Source organism: Roseateles sp. GW821-FHT02E12 (assembly GCF_059421665.1).
In genome coordinates this window covers 226,829-250,875 of the sequence record NZ_JBWKVK010000002.1, presented here as the reverse complement: position 1 = coordinate 250,875, position 24,047 = coordinate 226,829, and the positions used below count along the sequence as shown (strand labels likewise).

The 24,047-nt window shown below is 69.0% G+C and carries 12 protein-coding genes and 1 tRNA gene; 10 read left to right on the top strand and 3 right to left on the bottom strand.

All coding sequences use genetic code 11. The features are described from left to right. The first annotated feature begins 23 nt into the window (after positions 1–23). Both AC07V5_RS11865 and AC07V5_RS11860 read left to right on the top strand, forming a co-directional pair. Positions 24–548 (top strand): chemotaxis protein CheW, encoded by a 525-nt coding sequence (locus AC07V5_RS11865; protein WP_495115879.1) that lies wholly within the window; start codon positions 24–26, stop codon positions 546–548. A 90-nt stretch (positions 549–638) separates the two neighbouring features. Beyond that, a complete protein-coding gene (locus AC07V5_RS11860; protein WP_495115878.1) occupies positions 639–2,771 on the top strand; it encodes a methyl-accepting chemotaxis protein in 2,133 nt (710 codons plus the stop codon). Positions 2,772–2,822: 51 nt separating this feature from the next. On the opposite strand, the gene alaS is transcribed toward AC07V5_RS11860, so the two are convergent. Then, on the bottom strand, positions 2,823–5,447 hold the full coding sequence (gene alaS, locus AC07V5_RS11855; protein WP_495115877.1) for an alanine--tRNA ligase: 2,625 nt from the start codon (positions 5,445–5,447) through the stop codon (positions 2,823–2,825). A 116-nt stretch (positions 5,448–5,563) separates the two neighbouring features. On the opposite strand from alaS, the gene AC07V5_RS11850 reads away from it, so the two are divergent. Continuing rightward, the gene (locus tag AC07V5_RS11850) at positions 5,564–7,048 is read left to right on the top strand and encodes an NAD-dependent succinate-semialdehyde dehydrogenase (protein ID WP_495115876.1); all 1,485 of its coding nucleotides are present in this window, start codon (positions 5,564–5,566) and stop codon (positions 7,046–7,048) included. Between the two features lie 91 nt (positions 7,049–7,139). On the opposite strand, the gene AC07V5_RS11845 is transcribed toward AC07V5_RS11850, so the two are convergent. Beyond that, the gene (locus AC07V5_RS11845) at positions 7,140–10,613 is read right to left on the bottom strand and encodes a TonB-dependent receptor (protein WP_495115875.1); all 3,474 of its coding nucleotides are present in this window, start codon (positions 10,611–10,613) and stop codon (positions 7,140–7,142) included. Positions 10,614–11,054: 441 nt separating this feature from the next. On the opposite strand from AC07V5_RS11845, the gene AC07V5_RS11840 reads away from it, so the two are divergent. The 3 genes from AC07V5_RS11840 (at position 11,055) to AC07V5_RS11830 (ending at position 16,427) form a co-directional block, all read left to right on the top strand. Beyond that, on the top strand, positions 11,055–12,734 hold the full coding sequence (locus tag AC07V5_RS11840) for a bifunctional metallophosphatase/5'-nucleotidase (RefSeq protein WP_495115874.1): 1,680 nt from the start codon (positions 11,055–11,057) through the stop codon (positions 12,732–12,734). A gap of 244 nt (positions 12,735–12,978) precedes the next feature. Next, complete coding sequence (locus AC07V5_RS11835) at positions 12,979–15,492, top strand: response regulator (protein ID WP_495115873.1); 2,514 nt, start codon at positions 12,979–12,981, stop codon at positions 15,490–15,492. Then, complete coding sequence (locus tag AC07V5_RS11830) at positions 15,489–16,427, top strand: diguanylate cyclase (RefSeq protein WP_495115872.1); 939 nt, start codon at positions 15,489–15,491, stop codon at positions 16,425–16,427. Before AC07V5_RS11835 ends, AC07V5_RS11830 begins: the two co-directional genes overlap by 4 nt. A gap of 179 nt (positions 16,428–16,606) precedes the next feature. Here the strand turns inward: AC07V5_RS11830 and AC07V5_RS11825 are convergent. Further along, positions 16,607–16,680: transfer RNA gene (locus tag AC07V5_RS11825), tRNA-Gly, on the bottom strand. Between the two features lie 102 nt (positions 16,681–16,782). On the opposite strand from AC07V5_RS11825, the gene AC07V5_RS11820 reads away from it, so the two are divergent. From AC07V5_RS11820 to AC07V5_RS11805, 4 genes are all read left to right on the top strand, one after another. Continuing rightward, positions 16,783–17,229: a PA2779 family protein gene (locus tag AC07V5_RS11820; RefSeq protein ID WP_495115871.1), complete on the top strand. Its 447-nt coding sequence runs from the start codon at positions 16,783–16,785 to the stop codon at positions 17,227–17,229. Then, positions 17,226–18,173 carry a PA2778 family cysteine peptidase gene (locus AC07V5_RS11815; RefSeq protein WP_495115870.1) on the top strand — a complete coding sequence of 316 codons (948 nt, stop codon included), beginning with the start codon at positions 17,226–17,228 and terminating at the stop codon, positions 18,171–18,173. The genes AC07V5_RS11820 and AC07V5_RS11815 overlap by 4 nt, the downstream gene beginning before the upstream one ends. Before the next feature lie 40 nt (positions 18,174–18,213). Next, a complete protein-coding gene (locus AC07V5_RS11810; protein WP_495115869.1) occupies positions 18,214–20,796 on the top strand; it encodes an ABC transporter permease in 2,583 nt (860 codons plus the stop codon). A gap of 70 nt (positions 20,797–20,866) precedes the next feature. Next, positions 20,867–24,046: a CHASE domain-containing protein gene (locus tag AC07V5_RS11805; RefSeq protein ID WP_495115868.1), complete on the top strand. Its 3,180-nt coding sequence runs from the start codon at positions 20,867–20,869 to the stop codon at positions 24,044–24,046. The last annotated feature ends 1 nt before the right edge of the window (position 24,047 follow it).

Below are 24,047 nucleotides of genomic sequence, written 5' to 3'. Positions count from 1 at the left end.
ACAATCCACCCAGAGAGGTCCGCATGGAAGCCAGCAACGTCCCTGCCCTGCGCCAGCAAGGTGCCCTCAGCGCCAAGGCCCACGGCCCCAAGAGCGGCGAGTACCTCACCTTCCGCCTCGGCTCCGAGGAATACGGCATCGACATCCTGAAGGTGCAGGAGATCCGTTCCTACGAGGCGCCGACACGCATTGCCAATGCGCCGGACTTCATCAAGGGCGTCGTCAACCTGCGCGGCGTCATCGTGCCGATCGTCGACCTGCGCCTGAAGCTGAACTGCCCGACGGCCGAGTACAACAGCTTCACCGTCGTCATCGTGCTGAACGTGAAGAATCGAGTCGTCGGCGCCGTGGTGGATTCGGTCTCCGACGTGCTTGAGCTGAGCCGTGACGCGATCAAGCCGGCCCCCGAGTTGAGTTCGGCATCGGTCGATACCAGCTTCATCACCGGCATCGGCTCGGTCGGCGACCGTATGCTGATCCTGATGGACATCGAAGGCCTGATGAGCAGTGCCGAGATGGGCCTGATGGAAGCGGCCATCGCCGCCTGACCCCACCCCGACCTGATCCCGTCAACGCGACCCTGCAACGAGGCAGGGATTGCGGAGCATTGCCCGTTTTTTTGGCTTTTGGAGAACCGCATGAGCCAGTCCGTGAACTCCATCGCCCGGCAGGTATCCCTGACCGGCGCCGTCGCGGTTGCGGCGGTGCTGCTCGGCGTCAGCCTGATCGTGGGCACGCTGCTGAAACGTTCAGCTAATGAGCAGGTGCAAACCTGGGTTGGCGACAAGGCCGCCTCCCTGGTGGACGCCATGCAGGCGATGGACGACGTCGCCGCCAAGCAGATCCAGCGCAGCTTCGGCTCCTTCCGCCAGGAATTCGGCCCCAGCTTCTCGCTGGACGAGGCCACCGGCGAACTGCGCGACTGGGGCCCCAAGCTCAACGGCAACTTCACCCAGGTCGACAAGTTCGCGGCCGTCAATGGCGGCGTGGCCACCGTCTTCGCATCCAAGGGCGATGACTTCGAGCGCATCACCACGTCGCTGAAGAATGAGAAGGGCGAACGCGCCATGGGCACGCTGCTGGACAAGCAGGGTGCGGCCTACGCGTCCATCAAGGGCGGCAAGGCCTACACCGGCCGCGCGCTGCTGTTCGGGCGCGCCTACATGACGCATTACGAGCCGATCAAGAGCGACGCCGGCAAGATCGTCGGCATCCTCTTCGTCGGCTTCGACCTCGACGCCTTCGAGCTGGCCATGGACCGCATGGCCGGCAGCGCCAAGTTCTTCGAGCATGGCGGCACCTACATCGTCGCCGTGCCCAAGGACCCCACCAAGGCCTTGCTGGCCGCCCACCCGAGTGCCAAGGGCAAGCTGCTGTCCAGCGTCGCGCCGGGCTTCGAGAAGCTGCTGGCCGAGCAGAAGGAAAGCGTCGTTGTGCTCGACGACGTGCCCGACGTGCTCGGCAACGGCCTGAGCGACAACTTCGCCGTGGCTCGCAAGAGCGACAAGACCGGCTATTGGGTCATCGCCCAGGTTTCTCGTGGCGAGGCCCAGGCCGCCGGCCGCGCGACGCTGTGGTTCTTCTGGGGCGCCCTCGCGCTGACCACCGTTGGCCTGGGATTCGGCCTGATGTGGATGATGAGCCGCTGGGTGGCACAGCCGCTGGCGTCGCTGCAGAAGGCGGTCGGCGCTATTGCCGACGGCGACCTCAGCCAGTCGGTCAGCAGCACCCGCAACGACGAGATCGGCTCGCTGATCCAGGACACGGAGAGCATGCGCCAGCGCCTGGCCTCCACCATCGGCACCGTGCGCAACTCGGTCGACAGCATCGGCACGGCCAGCAGCGAGATCGCGACCGGCAACCTGGACCTGAGCCAGCGCACCGAACAAACGGCGAGCAACCTGCAGAACGCGGCTTCGTCGATGGCCGAGCTGACCGGCACGGTGCGCCAGACGGCCGACTCGGCCCGCACGGCCAACCAGCTCGTGCAGTCCGCCGTGTCCGCGGCAACGCGCGGCGGCGAGGTCGTCGGCCAGGTCGTCACGACGATGGACGAGATCAACGTGGCCAGCAAGAAGATCTCCGACATCATCGGCACCATCGACGGCATCGCGTTCCAGACCAACATCCTGGCGCTGAACGCCGCGGTGGAAGCGGCACGCGCCGGCGAGCAAGGTCGCGGCTTTGCCGTCGTGGCCGGCGAAGTGCGCTCACTGGCCGGCCGCAGCGCCGAGGCCGCCAAGCAGATCAAGGCCTTGATCGGCAACAGCGTCGAGCGCGTCGAGAACGGCGCTCGCCTGGTGCAGACGGCCGGCACGACGATGGGTGAGATCGTCTCCAGCGTGCAGCGCGTGCAGGACATCATTGGCGAGATCAGCTCTGCCGCCACCGAGCAGAGCGAGGGCATCGCCTCGGTCAACACCTCGGTCGTGCAGCTCGACCAGATGACGCAGCAGAACGCAGCGCTGGTGGAAGAGTCTGCCGCGGCCGCCGAGAGCCTGAAGGAACAGGCGCAGCGCCTCGTCGAGGCCGTGGCCGTGTTCCGCGTTGCGGGCAGCGAGCCCCATCGCGCTGCGGCGCCAAGACCCGCCGCGCCCAAGGCAGCCCCGTTTGCCGCCCCCAAGCCGGCATCGACACCCAAGACATCCGCGTCGCCACGCCCTGCTCCGGCCATCAAGAAGCCGGCAGCCAAACCGGCGCCGGCGGCCGCGCCGCGACCGGCGCCAGCACCTGCACCCGCCACCGCTGAGGGCGACTGGGAAACCTTCTAAAGAAAAAGGCCCGCTGATCGCGGGCCTTTTTGCATCAGGGGCTGAGTCGCGTCAGACGCGCTCGGCCACCCAGGCTGCAACGCTGCTCAGCGCAGCCGCCACACCGGCCGGCTGCGTGCCGCCCGCCATGGCCAGGTCGGGCTTGCCGCCGCCCTTGCCGCCCACCTGCTGGGCGACGAAATTGACCAGCTCACCAGCCTTGACCTTGCCAATGCTGTCGGCCGTCACGCCGGCCGCGAGCTGGACCTTGTCGCCGTCCACGGCCGCCAGCACGATGGCTGCAGTCTTCAGCTTGTCCTTGAGCTTGTCCATGGTCTCGCGCAGCGTCTTGGCGTCGGCGCCTTCGAGCTTGGCGGCCAGCACCTTGATGCCACCCACGTCGACGGCCTGCGCCATCAGTTCGTCGCCCTGGGCGGACGCCAGCTTGCTCTTGGCGGTGGCGAGTTCCTTCTCCAGCGCCTTGACCTGGTCCAGCACGGCATGCAGGCGGGCGTCGAGTTCGGCCGGGGCTGTCTTCAGCGTGTGGGCCGCAGCGTGCACGGTCGCTTCCAGCGACTGCAGATAGGCCAGCGCGTTGTCACCGGTGACGGCTTCGACGCGGCGGATGCCCGCGGCCACGCCACCCTCGGCCACGATCTTGAACAGGCCGATGTCGCCGGTCGCCTTCACGTGCGTGCCACCGCAGAGTTCCCTGGACGAGCCGATGGAGAGCACGCGCACGGTGTCGCCGTACTTCTCGCCGAACAGCATCATGGCGCCCGACTTCTGCGCGTCGTCCAGCGCCATGACCTGGGCCTTGGCGCCGGCGTTGCCGAGGATCTCGGCGTTGACGATGGCCTCGATCTCCTTGATCTGCTCGGCCGTCATCGGTGCGTTGTGCGCAAAGTCGAAGCGCGTGCGCTCGGCGTTCACGAGCGAGCCCTTTTGCTGCACGTGCGCACCCAGCACCTCGCGCAAGGCCTTGTGCATCAGGTGGGTGGCGCTGTGGTTGCGCACGGTCTTGGCACGGCGCTCGGCGTCGACACGGGCGGCGAACACGTCGCCGACCTTGACCGAACCTTCGACGACCTGGCCATGGTGGCCGAACACGTCGGCCTGGATCTTCAGCGTGTCGGCAACGACGACCCGCGTCGTGCCGTTGCGCAGCTCGCCGGAGTCACCCGCCTGGCCGCCGCTCTCGGCGTAGAAGGGCGTGTGGTCCAGCACGATGACGGCGTCGTCACCGGCCTGGGCCTGGTCGACCTGTGCACCATCAATGTAGATCGCCGTGACCTTGGCGGCCTCGACGACGAGGTCGTCGTAGCCGTGGAACTCGGTCGGCGCGCCGCTGTAGGCCAGGCCTTGCGCCATCTTGAACTTGCCGGCGGCGCGGGCGCGGTTCTTCTGCTCCTCGAGCAGTTCGTTGAAGCGCGCCTCGTCCACCGCCACGCCACGCTCGCGGCAGACGTCGGCGGTCAGGTCGACCGGGAAGCCGTAGGTGTCGTGCAGCTTGAACGCCGTGTCGCCATCGACGTTGCCGCCCTTGGCGAGCGCCGCTTCGAGGATTTCCATGCCGGTGGCGATGGTCTGAAAGAAGCGCTCTTCCTCCTGCTTCAGCACATCGGTCACGCGGGCCTGGGCCTGGCGCAGCTCGGGGTAGGCCTCGCCCATCTCGGCGCTCAGCGCGGCCACCAGCTTGTGGAAGAACGGCGTGCGTGCGCCCAGCTTGTAGCCGTGGCGGATGGCGCGGCGGGCGATGCGGCGCAGCACATAGCCGCGGCCGGCATTGCCAGGAATCACGCCGTCGACAACGGTGAACGAGCAGGCGCGGATGTGGTCGGCGATGACCTTCAGCGACGGGCTTGTGGCATCACAGTCGCCACCACCGGCTGCGTCCACGGCCGACTTGGCGGCCGCGAGCAGGTTCACGAAGGTGTCGATCTCGTAGTTGGAATGCACGTGCTGCAGCACGGCCGCCAGGCGCTCCAGGCCCATGCCGGTGTCAACGCTGGGCTTGGGCAGCGGGTGCATCACGCCGTCTTCAGTCCGGTTGAACTGCATGAAGACGTTGTTCCAGATCTCGATGTAGCGGTCGCCGTCCTGCTCGGCCGAGCCCGGGGGGCCGCCGGCCACGTCGGCGCCGTGGTCGTAGAAGATCTCGGTACAGGGGCCGCAGGGGCCCGTGTCGCCCATCATCCAGAAGTTGTCGGACATGTAGCGCGCGCCCTTGTTGTCGCCGATGCGCACGATGCGCTCGGCGGGCACGCCCACCACCTTGTTCCAGATGTCGTAGGCCTCGTCGTCCTCTTCGTAGACGGTGACCCAGAGCTTGTCCTTCGGCAGCGCGAAGTTGACCGTCAGCAGCTCCCACGCGTAGGAGATGGCGTCCTTCTTGAAGTAGTCGCCGAAGCTGAAGTTGCCCAGCATCTCGAAGAAGGTGTGGTGCCGCGCCGTGTAACCAACGTTGTCCAGGTCGTTGTGCTTGCCACCGGCGCGAATGCACTTCTGGCTGGTGGTGGCGCGCGAGTACGAGCGCTTGTCGAAGCCCAGGAACACGTCCTTGAACTGGTTCATGCCGGCGTTCGTGAACAGCAGCGTCGGGTCATCGCCCGGCACGACGGGGCTGGACGCGACGATCTGGTGGCCTTTCGACTCGAAGAACTTCAGAAAGGTCTGGCGGATCTCAGCGGCTTTCATTCCGGGGCTTCCTGGGAAATTGACGAAAAGGTCGGTGACAAAGAAGGCGGATTGTAGGGAGGGGGCTTTACGTCCCACGGGTAGAGTGGGCGTCAATACGACTGGAGAAGCCCCGAATGGACGCGAATTCGCCGCTGGACGCACTCGAAAACCCCGGACTGCTGCGCACGCAGGCCCTGATCAACGGCGAATGGGTCAGCGGCGCGGCCAGCTTTGCGGTCAACGACCCGGCCACCGGCCGCGAGCTGGCCCAGGTGCCCAACCTGGGCCGCGCCGACGCCGACGCAGCCATCGCCGCCGCCGCCAACGCGCTGAACGCCTGGCGCTCCAAACCGGCCAAGGAGCGCGCCGCCGTGCTGGTGCGCTGGCAGCAGTTGCTCGTCAAGCATGCCGACGACCTGGCCCGGCTGATGACGGCCGAGCAGGGCAAGCCCCTGGCCGAGGCCCGAGGCGAGGTCGTCTATGGCGCGAGCTTTCTCGACTGGTTTGCCGAGGAGGGCAAGCGGGTCTACGGCGAAACCATCCCGACGACCGACCCAACCAAGCGCTACCTGGTGATCAAGCAGGCCGTCGGTGTCTGCGCGGCCATCACCCCGTGGAACTTCCCGCTGGCGATGATCACGCGCAAGGTTGCCCCAGCGCTGGCTGCGGGCTGCACGGTCATCATCAAGCCGGCCGAGGCCACGCCGCTGACGGCCCTGGCCGCCGCCGAGCTGGCCCAGCAGGCCGGCATGCCGGCGGGCGTGCTGAATGTGCTGACGGCCGATTCCGAGCAGTCCATCGAGATCGGCAAGGTGCTGTGCGAGAGCGACGTCGTGAAGCACCTGTCCTTCACCGGCAGCACGGAAGTCGGCCGCATCCTGATGAAACAGTGCGCGCCGACGATCAAGAAGCTCAGCTTGGAGCTGGGCGGCAATGCGCCCTTCATCGTCTTCGACGATGCCGATCTCGACTCGGCCGTGGAAGGCGCCATCGTCAGCAAGTACCGCAACGCCGGCCAGACCTGCGTCTGCGCCAACCGCATCTACGTGCAGGCGGGTGTCTACGACGCTTTCCTGGAGAAGTTCGCGGCCAAGGTGGCGGCGCTGAAGACGGGCAATGGCTTCGAAGCCGGCATCAACGTCGGCCCGCTGATCGACGACCAGGCCATGCAGAAGGTCGAGACCCACGTGGCCGACGCAATCGCACTGGGTGCCAAGCTGCTGGCCGGTGGCAAGCGCGTAGACATGGCGGGCGGCAACTTCTTCGAGCCGACGTTGCTGGCCGATGCGACGCCGCAGATGCTGTGCTCACGCGAGGAGACCTTCGGCCCGGTGGCGCCGGTGTTCAAGTTCCAGACCGAGGCCGAAGCCATCCAGTTGGCCAACTCGACCGAGTTCGGCCTGGCCAGCTATTTCTACAGCCGCGACATCGGCCGCATCTTCCGCGTTGGCGAGGCGCTGGAGTACGGCATGGTGGGCGTCAACACGGGGCTGATCTCGACGGCCGAAGTGCCGTTCGGGGGCGTCAAGCAATCGGGCCTGGGCCGCGAGGGTGGCCGCCAGGGCATCGAGGACTATGTGGAGGTGAAGTACCTCTGCCTGGGTGACATCCTGAAGTAGCCGCTCAAGCGCCAACGAAAAAGGGGCCCTTTTGGGGCCCCTTTGCTTTGTCAGGACCGATAAGGCGGTCCTGACATCTTGCTCTTTGCTTTTAGAACTCGTACCGAGCCGTGACCTGGGCGGCCCACTGCGATTCGCCCTTGACCTGGCGCTGCGTGTAGTCGTCGATCGTGCCGTTGACTTGGTAGATGTACTTGCCGTCCGGGTTCAGGCCGACATAGTTGACGAAGGTGCGGCGCTGGCCACCTGCGGATGCGAAGGCCATCTCGTTGATACGGCCCCAGCGGTTGTTGAGCAGGTTGCCGAAGTTCAGGATGTCCAGCGTCAGCACGCCCTTGTGCTTGGCGCTGAAGCCCGGGATTTCCTGGCTGACGCGCACGTCGAAGCTGTTCGTGAACGGCGAGAAGGCGCTGTTGCGCTTGACCACGCCGCCCTTGGCATCACGCAGAGCCTTGTTGGCATCCACGATGCTCCAGAACAGGGTTTCGTTAGCCTTGTTCGTGGCGGTGTCGCCCAGGAAGATCACTTCACCCGAACCGAAAGCCGTCGGAACATACATCAGGTCATTGCCCGAGACGCCGTCGCCGTTCAGGTCGTTGCGGTAAGTCCAGCTGTAGGGCTTGCCCTTGCGGCCTTCATAGAACACGCCGACCGTCGTCTTGTACTTGCCGATCAGGGCCTGCGACCAGTTCAGGGACGCGTTGAAGCGGTCCTTCACCAGATAGGCCGAGTTCGCATCGACGTTCTCGTTCGGGTTGAACACCGAGCGGGCGTTGAAGTTCGAGTTCGACACCGACGAGGTCAGCGGGCTGACTTCAGTGGCCGACGTGCGGGTGTACGCCAGCTGCCAGTTCAGGCCGCCCACCGGCTTGCTGCTGCCAATGCTGAAGGTGATTGAATCGCCGCCGCCCTTGTCGGTGCCGGTGGCGAGCAACACGTTGTTGTAGCTGGCGTTGGACAGCGCGCGGTTGCGCACACCGGCGTTGGTCGCCGAAGTGGCGCAGGCCGTGCCCGTGGTGACCGTGCCGCCCGTCGCGCTCCAGCAGGCCGGGTTGTACGCGGCCGGTGTGTAGTACAGCTCACGGCCGTCCTTGCCGGTCGCGGTCGGCGCACCCAGGTTCAGATGCTGGTAGTAGATACCGTCCTTGACCTTGGTGTGCACCCATTCGGCACCCGCCGTCAGGTTCATCGGCAGCTCGGCATCGAACGCCAGGTTGAACTTCCAAACCGAGGGCTGGGTCAGCGACGGATCGAGCAGGTCGACGTTGGTCGCCGCGGCACCGAAGCCGGTGGTCGGTTGCTTGCTCGGATCCGGATTGAACGCGCCGTCCTTGGTCGTGGTGCCCAGCACGCAGTTCGCGAAGCCGGTGTTGCCGCAACCCACGAAGCCCGTCGCCAGGCCGGTGTTGGAGAAAGGATTGGACATCCAGACGTTGGCCGCTGCGCCCTGGAACAGGCCGAAGCCGCCACGGACCTGCTTCTTCTGGTTGGCCTTGCTGTCCAGCACGTAGTTGAACCACACGCGCGGCTGGGCCAGGTCTTTGCCATCGGCCGTGAGGGCGTTGTTCATCCCGAAGCCACCGGCGGCGCGAGTGACCAGGCTGCCGCTGACGGAGCCAGCCACCGGCGCGGCGAGCACGGCCGTGTTCTGCGCGGGGGAATCCGGCACCGAAGTGCGGTCATAGCGCAGGCCAGCGCCCAGCGTCAGGTTGCTGCTGAGCGTCCACGCGTCCTGCAGGAACAGGCCCGTGTTGGCCATGGACCACCTGGCGACGCCATCGTCCAGCGTCTTGCCGGCCAGCGGAGTCTGCACCTGGAAGCCGTTGTAGCGGCCACGGGTGAAGTTCTCCAGCACGGCGGCCTCCACCAGGGCGCCACTCAGGCTTGCGCAAGTCACGGCGCCCGTCAGGCCGGCCGTGGTGTAAGTACCTGCGGGGCCGTTGATACAGGCAAAGGTGTAGTTGCCGTTGACGTTCTGGAAGAACGCGTTGTAGACCTTGTTGTTGCTGTAGTCGACACCGGCCTTGATCTCGTGGTCACCCACGACCCAGTTGGCGCCGAAGTAGCCGTCGACGGTCTTGGTGTCGAGGATGTTGAACTGGCGGCTGAGTTCCGTGCCGAAGTTCAGGAAGCGGGTACCGGTGTTGATGCCAGCGGGCGAACCAGCCGGAGCCGCACCCGAGAACGACAGACCAATGGCCGGCAGCTTGCTGTTGTTCTGCGGCTCGGCGTGATAGTCGCGGTTGGACAGCTTCAGTTCGGTCGAGAAGTTGGGCGTCCAGTCGGCAAACCATTGGCCGACGACGGTCTCGATCGTCTTCTGCTGGTTCCACCACCACGAGGTCAGGTTCAGGCCAGTGGCGCTGTAGGTGCCGAAGTTGGTCTCGTCCTGCTTCGTCTTGGTGTAGCGGATGTTGGCGCGATGGTTCTCGTTGATGTTCCAGTCGAGCTTGAGCAGCGCGTCCTTGACGCTGACGGGGGCGGGGCCATTCGGCGTGCCGACGTCAATGCCGTACTTGTCCTTGGCGACCTTGGTCACGGCGTCGATGGTCGCCTGCGAGATCGCGACGTTGGTCAGCGGGCTGCCAACGGGGCCGAATTCAGGCTGGGCGCGCGTGCTCTTCAGTTCCTCGTAGCTGGCGAAGAAGAACAGCTTGTCCTTGATGATCGGGCCGCCCAGGGTCACACCCTTGGTGTCTTCCTTGTACGGCAGGAAGGCGAACTGCGTGTTGGTGACGCGGTTGAAGCGGCGGCCGCTCATGTCGTCGTCACGGTAGACGTAATAGACGCTGCCCTTGAACTCGTTCGTGCCCGACTTGGTCACGGCGTTGATGTTGGCGCCGGTGTAGCCCTGTTGGGTAACGTCGTAGTTCGAGATGTTGACCTGCACCGACTGGATCGCGTCGATGGAGATCGGCTGCTTGATCGTCGGCAGGTTGTTGGACTCGAGACCGAAGGTGTCGTTGATCTTGACGCCGTCGACCGTGATCGAGTTGTAGCGCGAGTTCTGGCCGCCGGCCGAGATCTCGCCACGCTCCTTGTCGGTCTGCGACAGGCGCGGATCCTGGCGGGCGTAGTCCTGCAGGTTGCGGGCGATGGACGCATAGGCGTCCAGTTCCTGACGGCCAAGGCTCGTGCCGGCACCGGCGTTGGAGCTGTTGAACTTGTTGTTGGCCGAAGCCGCGGAGCCCGTCACGACGACAGCCTCCAGCGTCTGGCCGCCCAGGCGAACGTCGAAGTTCAGGCTTTCGGCCAGTTGCAGATAGATGTCGTCCTGCACGCTGCGGTCAGCGCCCTTGACGGCGGTGACGGAGTAAGGACCACCCACGCGCAGGCCGCGGGCGGCGTAGCGGCCTTCGCCGTCGGTGACGAGCGTGTTGGCCGAGCCGGACTCACGGTGCAGGACGGTGACCGTGGCGCCTGCCACCGGCTTGCCATCCGCAGTGGTCACACGGCCGCCAATGGCAGCCGTCGTGTTCTGCGCCATTGCGGGCGCGGCAGCCACGATGGCCACGGCAGCGCAAAGCGCCGACAGCGGGAATCCAGACCCAAACCTGTTGCTCATCCCAATCACTCCTGTTGTGCGCGCGGCAAGCGCGCGGCTGATGTGTCGAAAGTCGTCACGGAAACGTCACGTAGCGCTTGCCGCGGTTGCAGCCGCCTGGCGTCCCAAAGGAGGCACGGCCGCATCGGTGGCGGAATTGTCATGACTTTCTGTGACGGAACTTTACGGGTAAGTCAGAAGTGGCCGTTTTTAGACACCGGCTCCCAGACAGAAGCACTGGGACAGTGCGTCGCTCGGCCGCGACATTGCCCACGGAACGGCCCGCTGAGCCGGGTGTTTCGGAGATGAAGTTCTCGAATCTCGGCTCGCAACGCACCTCATTGGTGCAATTCTTTCTGCAATGTAAACATTGATGCGGTGCTGGGGCTTGTCGCGAAACAGCGACAAACTCGGGCAACAAAGCCACTTTTAAGATCGCGCCCTTCTTCAAGCCTCCCCGCCATGGCCAACACCCAACATTTCCGCCTCGGCGCCGGCCTCGTGCTCGGCGCTCTGCTCGCGGGCTGCGCAACCCAGCAGCCTTCCAAAACGACCGAGCTGACGCTGCTGTCCATCAACGACTTCCACGGCAACATCCAGCCGGCGCGCCCGACGCCGCTGATGCCCCGCCTGCCCGACCCCGCCACCGGCGAGGTCAAGCCCCAGCCGGCCGGTGGCGTGGCCCACCTGGCAACGGCCTTGGCCGAGTTGAAAGCCAAGAACCCCGACGCCCTCGTCGTCGCAGGCGGCGACCTGATCGGCGCCTCGCCGCTGATCTCCAACCTGCTGCGCGATGAGCCGACGCTGGCGGCCATGTCCGAACTCAGCATCTCGGCCAGCGCGCTGGGCAACCACGAACTGGACGCCGGCCTGCCCGAGCTGCTGCGCCAGGCGCGCGGCGAATGCGGCGCGAGCGGCTGCCTGTGGCCGGGCTACAAAGGCCCTGGCTTCCCCTACCTCGGCGCCAACGTGCTGGACGCCAGCACCGGCAAGCCGCTGCTGCCCACCCATGTCATGAAGCAGGCCGGCAGCCTCAAGGTCGCCATCGCCGGCGTGGCTACGCTGGAAACGCCGCACGTCATCGTCGCCCGCGCCATCAAGGGCATCCGCTTCGCCGACGAGGCCGACACGCTGAACGCCCTCGTGCCCCAGCTCAAGGCCGAGGGTGCGCAGGTGCTGGTGGCCGTCATGCATGAAGGCGGCGTGCAGGGCCAGGGCGCCGGTGCCAACGACCCGAGCTACGCCTGCCCCACGCTGACCGGCCGCGTGCAGGACATCGCCAAGCGGCTCGACCCGGCCTACGCCATCATCGTCGGCGGCCACACGCACCAGGCCTACACCTGCAAGATCAACGGCCGCCTCGTCGTGCAGGCCGGCAGCTATGGCGGCTGGATCACCGAAAGCCATCTCAAGCTCGACGCCTCCGGCCGCGTGCTCGAAGCCACGGCCGTCAACCACCCGGTGCTGCAGTCGGTCTACGCGCCCAACGCCGCCCTGGCCGACCTGGTCGCCCGCGCTGCCGCGCTGACGGAAGCCGCGCGCAACAAGCCTGTCGCCACCCTGCCCCGCGGCGCCACGCGCAACGCCAAGGAACCCAACGGCGACTCCTGGCTGGGCAACCTCATTGCCGACAGCCAGCTGGCCTTCGCGCGCAAGCAGGGCCCGGCGGACATCGCCTTCATGAACCCGGGCGGCATCCGCGCCGACCTCGTCGTGGAGGCCGGCAAGCCCACGACCATGAGCGACCTGCTGGCCATCCAGCCCTTCGGCAACGACATCGTCGCGTTGACACTGACAGGCCAGCAGCTCTGGGACATCCTGCAGCGCCAGCTGCCCAAGGGCGATGCCGCGCCGCGCATGCTGCAGCCGTCGTCCACCCTGCGCTACCACTGGCGTGCAGGCACCGACGGCACGCCCCAGCTCGGCGAAATCCTCATCGACGGCCAACCGCTGAACCGCACCCGGGACTATCGCGTCGTCGTCAACAACTTCCTCTCTGAAGGCGGCGATGCCCAGACCGGCTTCAAGCACGGCCGCGACCGTGCCATGCTGGGTACCGACATCGACGCCCTCGTCGGGCTGCTCCGCGACAACCCGCAGGCATTGCCCCAGGCCGCGCCCGGGCGCATCGTGCGCGATTGAGCTGTGGCTCGCCGCACCACTCGGTCAGCGCACTAGGGCAAACCTGTAACTTGTTGTAGCGACCCCATAGCGGTACCCTGACTCCCCAGTCCTAGACTCGAAACGCCCGGCAGTGCATGTCGGGCGCCAGCGGTTCGGGGGAGCGATGGCGGCGTGGGACATGCAAGGTGGCACGGACGGCCAGCCTCGGGCTGGGCCCCCGGCCACGGGCCATTCACCTTCGACCAGCTCGCTGGTCCGCGAGGTGATCGCCCATCTGCCCTGCGGCCTGGCTGTCTTTGATGCCGAGCGCCGCCTGCTCGTGCACAACGCCGAGTTCGAGCGCCTGCTCAACGTCCCCAGCTCGCTGTTCGAAGAGCCGCCGCTGCGTTTCGACGACCTCGTCCAGTTCTTCGCCGCCCGCGGCGACTACGGCCAGGGCGACCAGGCCCGCGCTTCGGTGGATGCCGCCCTCGCGCTCGGTCGCGACCAGCACGCCAACCGCCTCGAAACCTACCGCACCGGCGACCGCCTCATCGAGGCCCGCACCGCGCCCCTGCCCGACGGCGGCCTGGTGCTCACCTGCCTGGACCTGACGCCGCAAGCCCAGGCGCGGCTGGCCGCCGAGCGCGCATCGCAGGCCAAGACACGCTTCCTGGCCAACATGAGCCACGAGATCCGCACGCCGATGAACGCCGTGCTCGGCATGCTGCGCCTGCTGCAGAAGACGCCGCTGGACCCGCAGCAGCGCGACTACGCCGTCAAGAGCGAGGGCGCCGCGCGCGGCCTGCTCGGCCTGCTCAACGACATCCTGGACTTCTCCAAGATCGAGGCCGGCCGCCTCAGCCTGGACCCGCACCCGACGCGCCTGGACGAGCTGCTGCGCGACCTCTCCGTCATCCTGGCCGCCAACGTCGACAAGCGCGAACTGGAGCTGCTCTTCGACCTCGACCCCTCCCTGCCCCCGGTCATCGTCGCGGACGCGCTGCGGCTGCAGCAGGTGCTCATCAACCTGGCCACCAACGCCATCAAGTTCACCCAGGCCGGCGAGGTCGTGCTCGGCATCACGCGGGTGTCGCAAAGTGCCAGCGGCATCGTGCTCGCCTTCTCGGTGCGCGACACCGGCATCGGCATCTCGCCCGAGCAGCTGGAGCGCATCTTCTCGGGCTTCAGCCAGGCCGAGGCGTCGACGGCGCGGCGCTTCGGCGGCACCGGCCTGGGCCTGGCCATCAGCCGCCGCCTCGTGCGCCTGATGGGCGGCGACATCCACGTCGAAAGCACGCCCGGCCAGGGCAGCCGCTTCAGCTTCACGCTGAGCTTCCCCTTGCCTGCCGACGAGCCCGCGCCCACCCCCCGCCAGGCCCTGCAGGCCCTCGTCATCGACGACCACCCGCAGGCCCGCCGCGTCCTCGGCGTGCTGGCGGAATCGCTGGGCTGGCAGGTCCGGCTTGCCGCCAGCGGTGCCGAAGGCCTGCAGCTCGCCAAAGCCAGCGCGCCGGAAGTCGTGCTGCTCGACTGGGTCATGCCCGGCATGGACGGCTGGCAGGCCACCGTGCACCTGCGCCAGCACCTCGGCCCCGAGCCGCTGATCCTGATGGTCACCAGCCACGACCGTGAACGCCTGGCCCAGCGCAGCGCCACCGAACAGGCCCTGCTCGATGGCTTCCTCGTCAAACCCGTCACGGCCACCATGCTGAGCCAGGCCGTCACCAGCGCCATCCAGGCCCGCTGCAGCGACGGCGAGCCGCCCGAACCGGCGCCGCAACGCCTGGCCGGCCTCCGGCTCCTCCTCGTCGAAGACAACCCCAGCAACCAGCAGGTCACGCGCGAACTGCTCGAGCTCGAAGGCGCCACCATCACAGTGGCCGGAGACGGCCAGCAAGCCCTGACCCTGCTCGCCCAGACCCGCGGCCGGCGGGGCTTCGACGCCGTGCTGATGGACGTGCAGATGCCCGTCATGGACGGCACCACGGCGACCCGGCTGCTGCGCCGCCAGCTCGGCCTGACCCTGCCCGTCATCGCGATGACGGCTGGCGCCCTCGACACCGAGCGCCAGGCCTGCCTGGACGCCGGCATGGACGAGCACATCGGCAAGCCCTTCGACCCCGACACCCTCGTCGCCGTGCTGAGGCGCCGCTGCGGCGCGGCACCCATCCAGGACCGCGCCGCCACCCCCGATCTGCCGCCGGCCCTGCTCGCCGACGCCGGCCGCGCCGGCATCGCGCTGGCCGAGGCGCTGGCGCGCATGTCGGGTCGCGTTGAACTCTTCGAGCGCACGCTGGCCGCGCTGCATGAACAGGATCGCAAGCTGGCCCAGGCCCTGGCCGAAGGTGGGCGCACCGCGGCGCGCGGCCTGCACGGCTATCGCGGCCTGGCCGCCATGCTCGGCGCTGGCGAGCTGGCCGCGCTGGCCGCCGAAGGCGAGCACGCCGCCGCACCCGACCAAGACTGGCGCCGCCGCTTCCTCGAACGCCGCGAGGCCGACCTCGCCGCGCTGGACCGCCTCGCCGCCGACCTCACTGCACGCCAGGCTCTGCACGACCACCACGCCGAACAGGAGCGCCCTGCCCCGCCCAGCGACCTGGCCCAGCGCCTGGATGCCTTCGCCGCACTGCTGGAGGGCGCGGACCTGGAAGCCCTGGACGCCCACCAGGCGCTGCGAACGCAGTTGCCTGCAGACACTGCCCCGCTGCTGGACGCGGCCATGGCCGAGCTCGATTTCTCCACGGCACTGGCCTTGTGCCGGCGCCTGCGCGCCACGCTGGAGGCCAGCCCATGATGCAGCTCTCTCTGCCCGACCGGGCCCCGCTGCAGCCTGGCCACGCACCCGCCGGCCGCCGGCCGCGCCTGCTCATCGTCGACGACCAACCCGTCAACATCCAGGCCCTGCACCGCGTCTTCGCCGCCGACTGCCAGGTGCTGATGGCCACCGACGGCACACGCGCACTGCAGCTCTGCCGCGAACGCCAGCCCGACCTCGTGCTGCTGGACGTGCAGATGCCCGGCATGGACGGCCACGAACTCTGCGCCGAGCTCAAGGCCGACCCGTTGCTGCGCTCCATCGCCGTCATCTTCGTCACCTCGCAGGACCGGCCCGAGGACGAAACCCGGGCGCTGGACGCCGGTGCGGCCGACTTCATCACCAAGCCCTTCAACCCCACCGTCGTGCGCGCCCGCGTGCGCACCCAGCTCACGCTCAAGGCCCAGGCCGACCTGCTGCGCGAGCTCGCCTTCGTCGACGGCCTGACCGGCGTGCACAACCGCCGCCATTTCGACGAACGCTTCATCGCCGAGACGCGCCGCGCCCAGCGCACCCGCGCGCCGCTGGCCATCGCGCTGGCCGACGTGGATCACTTCAAGCGCTACAACGACGCGCTGGGCCACCTGGCCGGCGACGACTGCCTGCGCCGGGTTGCCGCGGCGCTGCGAGCCTGCCTGCGCCGGCCGACAGACCTGCTGGCGCGCTACGGGGGTGAGGAGTTCGTGTGCCTGCTGCCGGAAACCGATCTGGCCGGGGCGATCGGCGTCGCGCAGTTGATGGAGGACACCGTGCGGGCCCTGGCGCTGCCGCATCCGGGGGTGGAAGGCTGCGTGACGATCAGCCTGGGCGTGTCGGCGGGGACGCAGGCGCAGGGGCTTGTTGAGGCGGCGGATCGGGCGTTGTATTTGGCGAAGGCGGCGGGAAGGGGAAGGGTCAGCTGGGTTGAGGGCTGACCGCGGGGGTGGGAATGCTCGGAATCGGCTTGGGCCGAATCCTCGGCCTCGCTGGTACTCGGCCCGTGCCTGCGGCACGTCCAATGACAGCCACTGGCTGTCCTTGAGCGAACCCGGGTGGGGTCTCATCCCAAGACCCCTTTCCAAACAACAACGGCCCTCGAGGGGCCGTTGTTGTTTGGAGCGGGTGATGGGAATCGAACCCACGTAGTCAGCTTGGGAAGCTGAAGTTCTACCATTGAACTACACCCGCATCGGGGCGCGAGTTTACGTGACGACGGAGCCACGGCCCGCGTGTAGGACAAGGCCGCGAGATGGTGATGGCGCGGCGAACGCAGTCAAGGCGGGCACTAGCATGCCTGCCCATCCCATCACCGCCTCGCCCCAGCAGGAGAAGCACATGAACAACGCACGGCGCATCCTCACTTCCGTCCTCACCGCCTCCCTGGTCTTCAGCGGCATGGCGCAAGCGGCGCCGACGGCACTCATCAGCACCGAGCAGGCCGCCACCGCCATGCAGTCGACCACACGCAGCGAGGCTCACGCCAAGCTGCAGGCGACGCTGGACCGCGCCGACCTGGCCGCCATGCTGCAGGCCCGCGGCGTTTCCACCGACGAAATGCGCGCCCGCGTCGATGCACTCAGCGATGCCGAAGCCCAGCAGATGCTGACGCAGATCGACCAGGCGCCCGCCGGCAGCAGCGATGTGCTCGGCGTGTTGTTCACCATCTTCATCATCCTGCTGGTGACCGACATCCTGGGGCTGACCAAGGTGTTCCCGTTCACACGCTCCGTGCGTTGATCGGGCGGTTTGCCGGCGCGTTCGCCGCGCTGGCGCTGAGCGGCTGCGCGAGCTTCTTCACGCCGCCACAGACGGCTGCGCTGCTGGCAGCGCAGCCGCAGGATCTGCCGGTGCGCGCCGAGCGGGCCGAAGTGCCTTTCTTTGCCCAGACGCGCGACCACTGCGGCCCGGCGGCGCTGGCCATGGCGCTGGCCGACATCGGCCTGCCCGCCGACCCTGACCGACTGGCCGACGCCGTCTTCCTGCCGTCGCGCTCCGGCAGCCTGCAGTTGGAAATGCTGGGCGGCACGCGTCGCCAGGGCGCCGTCGCGACGCGGCTGCCGCGGGACCTTCAGGCGCTGTTGCGCGAGGTCGCGGCAGGACACGCCGTCGTCGTGCTGCAGAACCTCGGCCTGGATCTCATCCCGCGCTGGCACTACGCCGTCGTGGTCGGCTACGACCTCGCCGAGCGCGAAGTGATCCTGCGCTCCGGCACGACCGAGCGGGCGACGCTGGCGCTGCGCACCTTCGAATACACCTGGGCGCGCGGCGGGCACTGGGCCATCGCCGTGCTGCCCCCAGAGCGGCTGCCGGCCACGGCCACCGAGGCCGACGCGCTGGACGCAGCCGTCGGCTTCGAGCGCGCCGCACCACCGGCCCGCGCCGCGGTGGCTTACCGCACGCTGCTGGCGCGCTGGCCGGGCAACCTGCTGGCCGGCATCGGCCTGGGCAACACGCTGAACGCCGCGGGCGACGCGGCCGGCGCCCGCGCGGCCTTCGAGGCCGTGGCCGAACGCCACGACAGCGCCGTGGCCTGGATCAATCTCGCGCGGTTGCGGCTGGATGCGGGCGACCGTGGCGGCGCCGTTGCCGCGGCCGAGCGTGCGGTTCGGCGGGCTGACGCGGCCGAGCCGGCCTGGCGGGATGCGGCGCGCGCCACACTGGCCGCAACAAACGACCGCTGAGCCGCTTCTCGCGCGGCCATGCGCGGCTAAAGTCGCGCGCATGATGTCCCCTGCCTCGCACGACCAGCGTCCGCCAACCACCTTGGCCGTCGCCTGGCGCCAGCTGCTGCGGGACTGGCGGGCCGGCGAGTTGCGGCTGCTGATGCTGGCCGTCGCGCTGGCCGTTGCGGCGCTGTGTGCCGTGGCCTTCCTGTCGGATCGCCTCGACCAGGGCTTGCGCCGCGATGCCGCCAAGTTGCTTGGCGGTGATGCGGTCGTCGCGAGCGATCAGCCCACGCCCCAAGCCCTCGTTGACCTGGCCACCGAACTGAAGCTGACCACGGTGCGCAGTGCGACCTTCCCGAGCATGGCGCGGGCGACCGAGGCGCAGGGGGGCGAGAGCCGCCTCGTTGCGGTCAAGGCGGTCAGCGGCGGCTATCCGCTGCGCGGCAGCATCGCGCTGCGCGAGGCCCTGCCCGGCCGTGGCGGTGCGCCGGCGGCGGGCGAGGTCTGGGTCGACCCGGCCGTGGCCGACGGCCTGGGGCTCAAGCTCGGCGACCTGCTGCTGCTCGGCGACAGCCAGCTCAAGCTCGCCGCGCTGATCGAGACCGAGCCCGACCGCGGCGCCGGCTTCCTGAACTTCGCGCCGCGCGTCATGCTGTCCGAAGCCGACCTGGCCGCCACCCACCTCGTCCAGCCGGCCAGCCGCATCACCTACCGCGTGGCCCTCGTGCCCGGCGCCGGTGCGACGCCGGACGCGGTGCGCCGCTTCGTGACCGCAGCCGAGCAGTTGGTCGAGAAAGACAAACTGCGCGGCGTGCGCCTGGAGTCGCTGGAATCGGGCCGGCCCGAGATGCGCCAGACGCTGGACCGCGCGGCGCGCTTCCTGCGCCTGGTGGCCATGCTGTCGGCCCTGCTCGCAGCGGTGGCCGTGGCGCTGGCCGCGCGCGATTTTGCGGCCCGGCATCTGGACGCCTGCGCGATGCTGCGCGTGCTGGGCCAGTCGCAGCGGCGCATCGCCCAGGCCTACGGGCTGGAGTTCCTGCTGGCGGGGCTGGCCGCCAGCCTGGCCGGCGTGCTGATCGGCCTGGCGCTGCACCAAGTCTTCGTGTCGCTGCTGGCCGGCCTCATCGAGGTGAACCTGCCGCCGCCCAGCGTGTGGCCGGCGCTGCTCGGCCTGGGGCTGGGCCTGTCGCTGCTGCTGGGTTTCGGGCTGCCGCCGGTGCTGCAGCTGGCGGCCGTGCCGCCGTTGCGCGTGATCCGCCGCGACCTCGGCGCGCCCAAGGCGGGCTCGCTGCTGGTGCTGGGCGCTGGCGTGGCGGGCCTCGCGGCCATCCTGGTCGTGCTGGCCGGCGACTTGATGCTCGGCGCCATCGCGGCGGCGGGCTTTGCCGGCGCGGTGCTGCTGTTCGCGCTGCTGGCCTGGGGCGCCGTGAAGCTGCTCAGGCGCGTCGTGCCGAGCAATGTCAGCGGCGCTGGCGTGCCGCGCTGGCTGCTGCTGGCCACTCGCCAGGTGGCGGCGCGGCCGGGCTTTGCCGTCATGCAGGTGTCCTCGCTGGCCGTCGGCCTGCTGGCCCTGGCGCTGCTGGTGCTGCTGCGCACCGACCTCATCGACAGCTGGCGCCGCGCGACACCGGCTGCGGCGCCGGACCGTTTCGTCATCAACATCCAGCCCGACCAGACCACGGCCTTCCGCAAGACGCTGCTCGACGCCGGCGTGAAGGACTACGACTGGAATCCGATGATCCGCGGCCGGCTGACGACGATCAACGGCGAAGCGGTGCAAGGCAAGCGCTTCGCCGAGGATCGCGCCCAGCGCCTGGCCGAGCGCGAGTTCAACCTCAGCCACACGGCCGAGAAACCCGCGCACAACCAGATCGTGGCCGGCGAGTGGGGCGGTGCCAAGGGCAGTGCCAAGCCGGGCGAGATGGGCATGAGCGTGGAGGAGGGCCTGGCGCAGACGCTCGGGCTCAAGCTCGGTGACGAGCTCGCCTTCGACATCGCCGGCCAGCCGGTGCAGGGCCGCATCACCAGCCTGCGCAAGGTGGACTGGTCGTCGATGCGGGTCAACTTCTTCGTGCTGTTCGAGGCCGCGGAGCTGCCCGACCTGCCGGCCACGCAGATCGCCGCCTACCGCACCCCCGCGGCGGGCAGCAAGCTGGACCGCGAGCTGGCGAGGCAGTTCCCGAACCTGACGGTCATCGACGTGTCGGCCCAGCTCAACCAGGTGCAGGGCGTGCTGGACCAGGTCATCCAGGCCGTGCAGTTCCTGTTCGGCTTCACGCTGGCGACGGGGCTCGTCGTGCTGCTGGCCGCCGTGGGCAGCACGCGCGAGGCGCGCACCCGTGAGTTCGGGTTGATGCGTGCCCTGGGCGCGCCGTCGTCGCTGCTGGCCCAGGTACAGCGCGCCGAGTTGCTGGGCGTCGGCGCGCTGGCGGGCTTCCTGGCCGGCGGCGTGGCGCTGGTGCTGGCGGCACTGCTGGCGCGCTTCGTCTTCCAGTTCGACTGGCAGCTCAAGCCCTGGGTGCCGCTGGTCAGCGCGCTCTTCGGCGCGTTGCTGGCCTGGGCCGCTGGCTGGTGGAGCCTGCGGGGCGTGCTGCAGCGCCCGGTGATGCAGACCTTGCGCGAGGCCCAGGCTGAATGAGACCCGCCCGGCCGTCCGAAGGGACTCAGCTCCCGCTTGGCGGGACAGCGCGTAGCGCGAAGGGCGCAAGGTGACGGAGTTGAATGCCCGCACGGTCAGCCGCTACCTGGCACTGTCGGCAGGCATCACTCTTGTCTATTACCTGCTCGGCCGGCTCGGCCTGTTGATGGTGCTGCCACCCTACCAGGTGGCGCCCATCTACCCGGCCGCGGGCTGGGGCCTGGCGGTGCTGCTGGTGTGGGGCCTGCGCTATCTGCCGGCCGTCGCCCTGGGCTCCTTCGTGGTGCAGGCCACGACAATGGCGAGCATGACCGACAGCGCGACGCTGCTGGCGGCCGGCATCGGCTGTGGCGCCGCAACCCAGGCGGCAGGCGGCACGCTGCTGATGCGGCACTGGTGCGGCCGGCCGCTGGTGCTGGCGTCGCCACGCGAGATCGCCGCCTACCTGGCCGCCGTGGCGCTGGCCGGGCTCATCAGCCCGACCTGCGCGACGCTCCTGCTGAAGGCCGTCGGCGTCATCGGCAGCGAGCAGATGGGGCTGGTCTGGACGGTCTGGTACACCGGCGACCTGATGGGCGTGCTGATCGCCGCGCCCATCACGCTGGCGCTGATCGGCCAACCCCGCTCGGCCTGGGCGACGCGGCGCCTCAGCGTCGGCCTGCCGATGCTGCTGACGACGCTGCTCGTGGGCCTGGGCGTGGCCGCCACCGTGGAATGGGATCGCCAGCGCAACCGCGCCGACTTCACGCGTGATGCCACCACCGCGGCCCAGTCCCTGGCCGGCCGCCTGCGCGAGCCGCTGCTGGCGCTGGAAGGCGTGCACGGCATGGTCAAGATCAAGCCGCGGCCGACGCGAGAGGAGTTCGCGCGCGCCACCAGCGGTTTCCTGACCGAGGACAGCCCGCTGATCGCACTGGGGCTGACGCTGCGCGTGGCGCGTGCGGATGTCGAGCGCTTCAACGCGGCGGCGGCGGCTGATGCCTTCCCCGGCGGCTACCAGGCCCGCGACCGGGTACGTGCCGGCGATCTGCGCCCGCCGGCGGACGAGGACATGCTGGCTATCCGGCTCATCGAACCACTGTCGCGCAATGCTGGCGCGCTGGGCATCAATGTGCGCACCATTCCAGGCGCGCGCGCGGCCATCGAGAAGGCCGCGGCGGCGGGGCGCACCGTGACGTCGGCCGGCTTCCAGCTGTCGCAGGACAAGGAGTCCGCGGTAGGCGTCGTCATCTACCAGCCGCTGTACCGCAGCCAGGCGCGGCCCAGCGAGGAGGCGCTGGAGGGCGTCGTCTTCGCGACGCTGCGGCCGGACCTGCTGCTGTCGCGGCTGTCCGCCGACTGGCCCGAGCATCTGGGCGCCTGCCTCGTCGACCTGGAGCCGGGCGCCCTCTACCCGCGGCTCGGCGGCCGCCTGGGTTGCGAGGCCGTGCAGCGCGGCAGCGACTCGGCCCTGCCCCTGGTCAAGATGCCCCTGGAGTTCGGCGGCCGGCACTGGGAGGTGCGCATGTACGACCTGCCCGGCATGCTGCCGCCGCCGGGCCGCAGCTGGACGTTCTCGCTGGTGGGGCTGCTGGCGACGGCCATGGTCGGCGCGCTGCTGCTGCTGATGTCGGGCCGCACCCAGCATGTCGAGGCGCTGGTGAAGGACCGCACGGCGGCGTTGGAACGCGAGATTGCCAACCGCGCCGAGGGCGAACGCGCGCTGAGCCAGAGCGAGCAGCGCTTTCGCAGCATCTTCGAGACCGCGCCCATCGGCATCGCCTTCACCGACCTGAACGGCGGGTTCCAGGAGGTCAACGCGCATTTCTGCAACATGGTGGGCTACTCGGCCGAGGCACTGGCGGGCAAGCGCTCCATCGACGTGACGCATGCCGACGACCGCCGCGAGGACATTCGCCTGGGGCGCCGGCTGATGCGCGGCGAGATCCCGTTCTACCGGCGGCTGAAGCGCTATGTCCACCCGGACGGCAGCATCGCCAACGCGCGCGTCCTCGTCAGCCTGCTGCGCGGCGCGGACGGCCGGCCACACCGGCTGGTGGGCGTCGTCGAGGACATCACCGACCAGTTGCGCATCGAGGAGCTGGGGCGCGCACGCGAGGCGGCCGAGGCGGCCAACCAGGCCAAGAACGAGTTCCTGTCGCGCATGAGCCATGAGCTGCGCACCCCGATGAACGCCATCCTCGGCTTCACGCAGCTGATGCAGATGGATGCCGCGGAGCCGCTGCCGCCCGGCCAGCGCGGCCGCGCCCAGCAGATCGCGCAGGCGGGCTGGCATCTGCTGGAGATGATCAACGACACGCTGGACCTGTCGCGCATCGAGACTGGCTCGCTGCGGCTGGAGCCGGTTGCGCTGGCGCTGTCGCCGCTGCTGGCCCGGGCGCTGGCCCTGGTGCAGGGCCAGGCGACAGAGCGCGGCCTGGCCATCAGCCAGCGCATCGACCCGGGCGCCGCGAGCCTCATCGGCGACCCGACGCGGGTCACGCAAATCCTGACCAACCTGCTCAGCAATGCGGTCAAGTACAACCGCCCCGGCGGCAGCGTCAGCATCGAGGCCAGCAGCCCGCAGCCGGGCTGGGTGGAGATCGCGGTGCGCGACACCGGCCTGGGCCTGACGGCCGAGCAGCGCGCGGGCCTCTTCCAGCCCTTCAACCGCCTGGGCCGGGAGCGCAGCGGCCTGCCCGGCACCGGCATCGGCCTCGTCATCAGCCAGCGCCTGGCCGAGATGATGAACGGCAGCCTGCGCGCCGAGGCCATCGAGGGCCCTGGGGCCTGCTTCGTGCTGAGGCTGGCCGCGGCCAAGGCCGCCGTTGCGGCGCCGCGGGAGACACCCCCCGACGAGCCCACCGGCCCGCGCGCCGGGCCGCGGCGCCGATTGCTCTACGTCGAGGACAACCCGCTGAACGCGGAGGTGATGCGCGGCATCCTGGAGCAGCGCCCGGGCCTGGAGCTGCAAGTGGCACCCACGATCGAGGCCGGCCTGCGCGCGCTGCGCGAGCGCCCGCCGGCCCTGCTGCTGCTGGACTGGCAACTGCCCGACGGCGATGGCCTGACGCTGCTGCACCACCTGCGTGACGTCGGCAACCCGCCGCCCGTCATCGTCGTGTCGGCCAACGCCCAGCCGGAGCAGATTGCCGCCGCCCGCGCGGCCGGCGCCCGGCACTACCTGACCAAGCCGCTGGACGTTCGTGAGCTGCTGGGCCTGATCGATGAATTGTTGGCGCCGGGGCAAGACGCGGAGCGGGCAGAATGAA

Coding starts and splice junctions, on each gene's coding strand:
- AC07V5_RS11865 (WP_495115879.1), top strand. CDS start 24: ATGGAAGCCAGCAACGTCCCTGCCCTGCGCCAGCAAGGTGCCCTCAGC.
- AC07V5_RS11860 (WP_495115878.1), top strand. CDS start 639: ATGAGCCAGTCCGTGAACTCCATCGCCCGGCAGGTATCCCTGACCGGC.
- alaS (WP_495115877.1), bottom strand. CDS start 5,447: ATGAAAGCCGCTGAGATCCGCCAGACCTTTCTGAAGTTCTTCGAGTCG.
- AC07V5_RS11850 (WP_495115876.1), top strand. CDS start 5,564: ATGGACGCGAATTCGCCGCTGGACGCACTCGAAAACCCCGGACTGCTG.
- AC07V5_RS11845 (WP_495115875.1), bottom strand. CDS start 10,613: ATGAGCAACAGGTTTGGGTCTGGATTCCCGCTGTCGGCGCTTTGCGCT.
- AC07V5_RS11840 (WP_495115874.1), top strand. CDS start 11,055: ATGGCCAACACCCAACATTTCCGCCTCGGCGCCGGCCTCGTGCTCGGC.
- AC07V5_RS11830 (WP_495115872.1), top strand. CDS start 15,489: ATGATGCAGCTCTCTCTGCCCGACCGGGCCCCGCTGCAGCCTGGCCAC.
- AC07V5_RS11820 (WP_495115871.1), top strand. CDS start 16,783: ATGCCTGCCCATCCCATCACCGCCTCGCCCCAGCAGGAGAAGCACATG.
- AC07V5_RS11810 (WP_495115869.1), top strand. CDS start 18,214: ATGATGTCCCCTGCCTCGCACGACCAGCGTCCGCCAACCACCTTGGCC.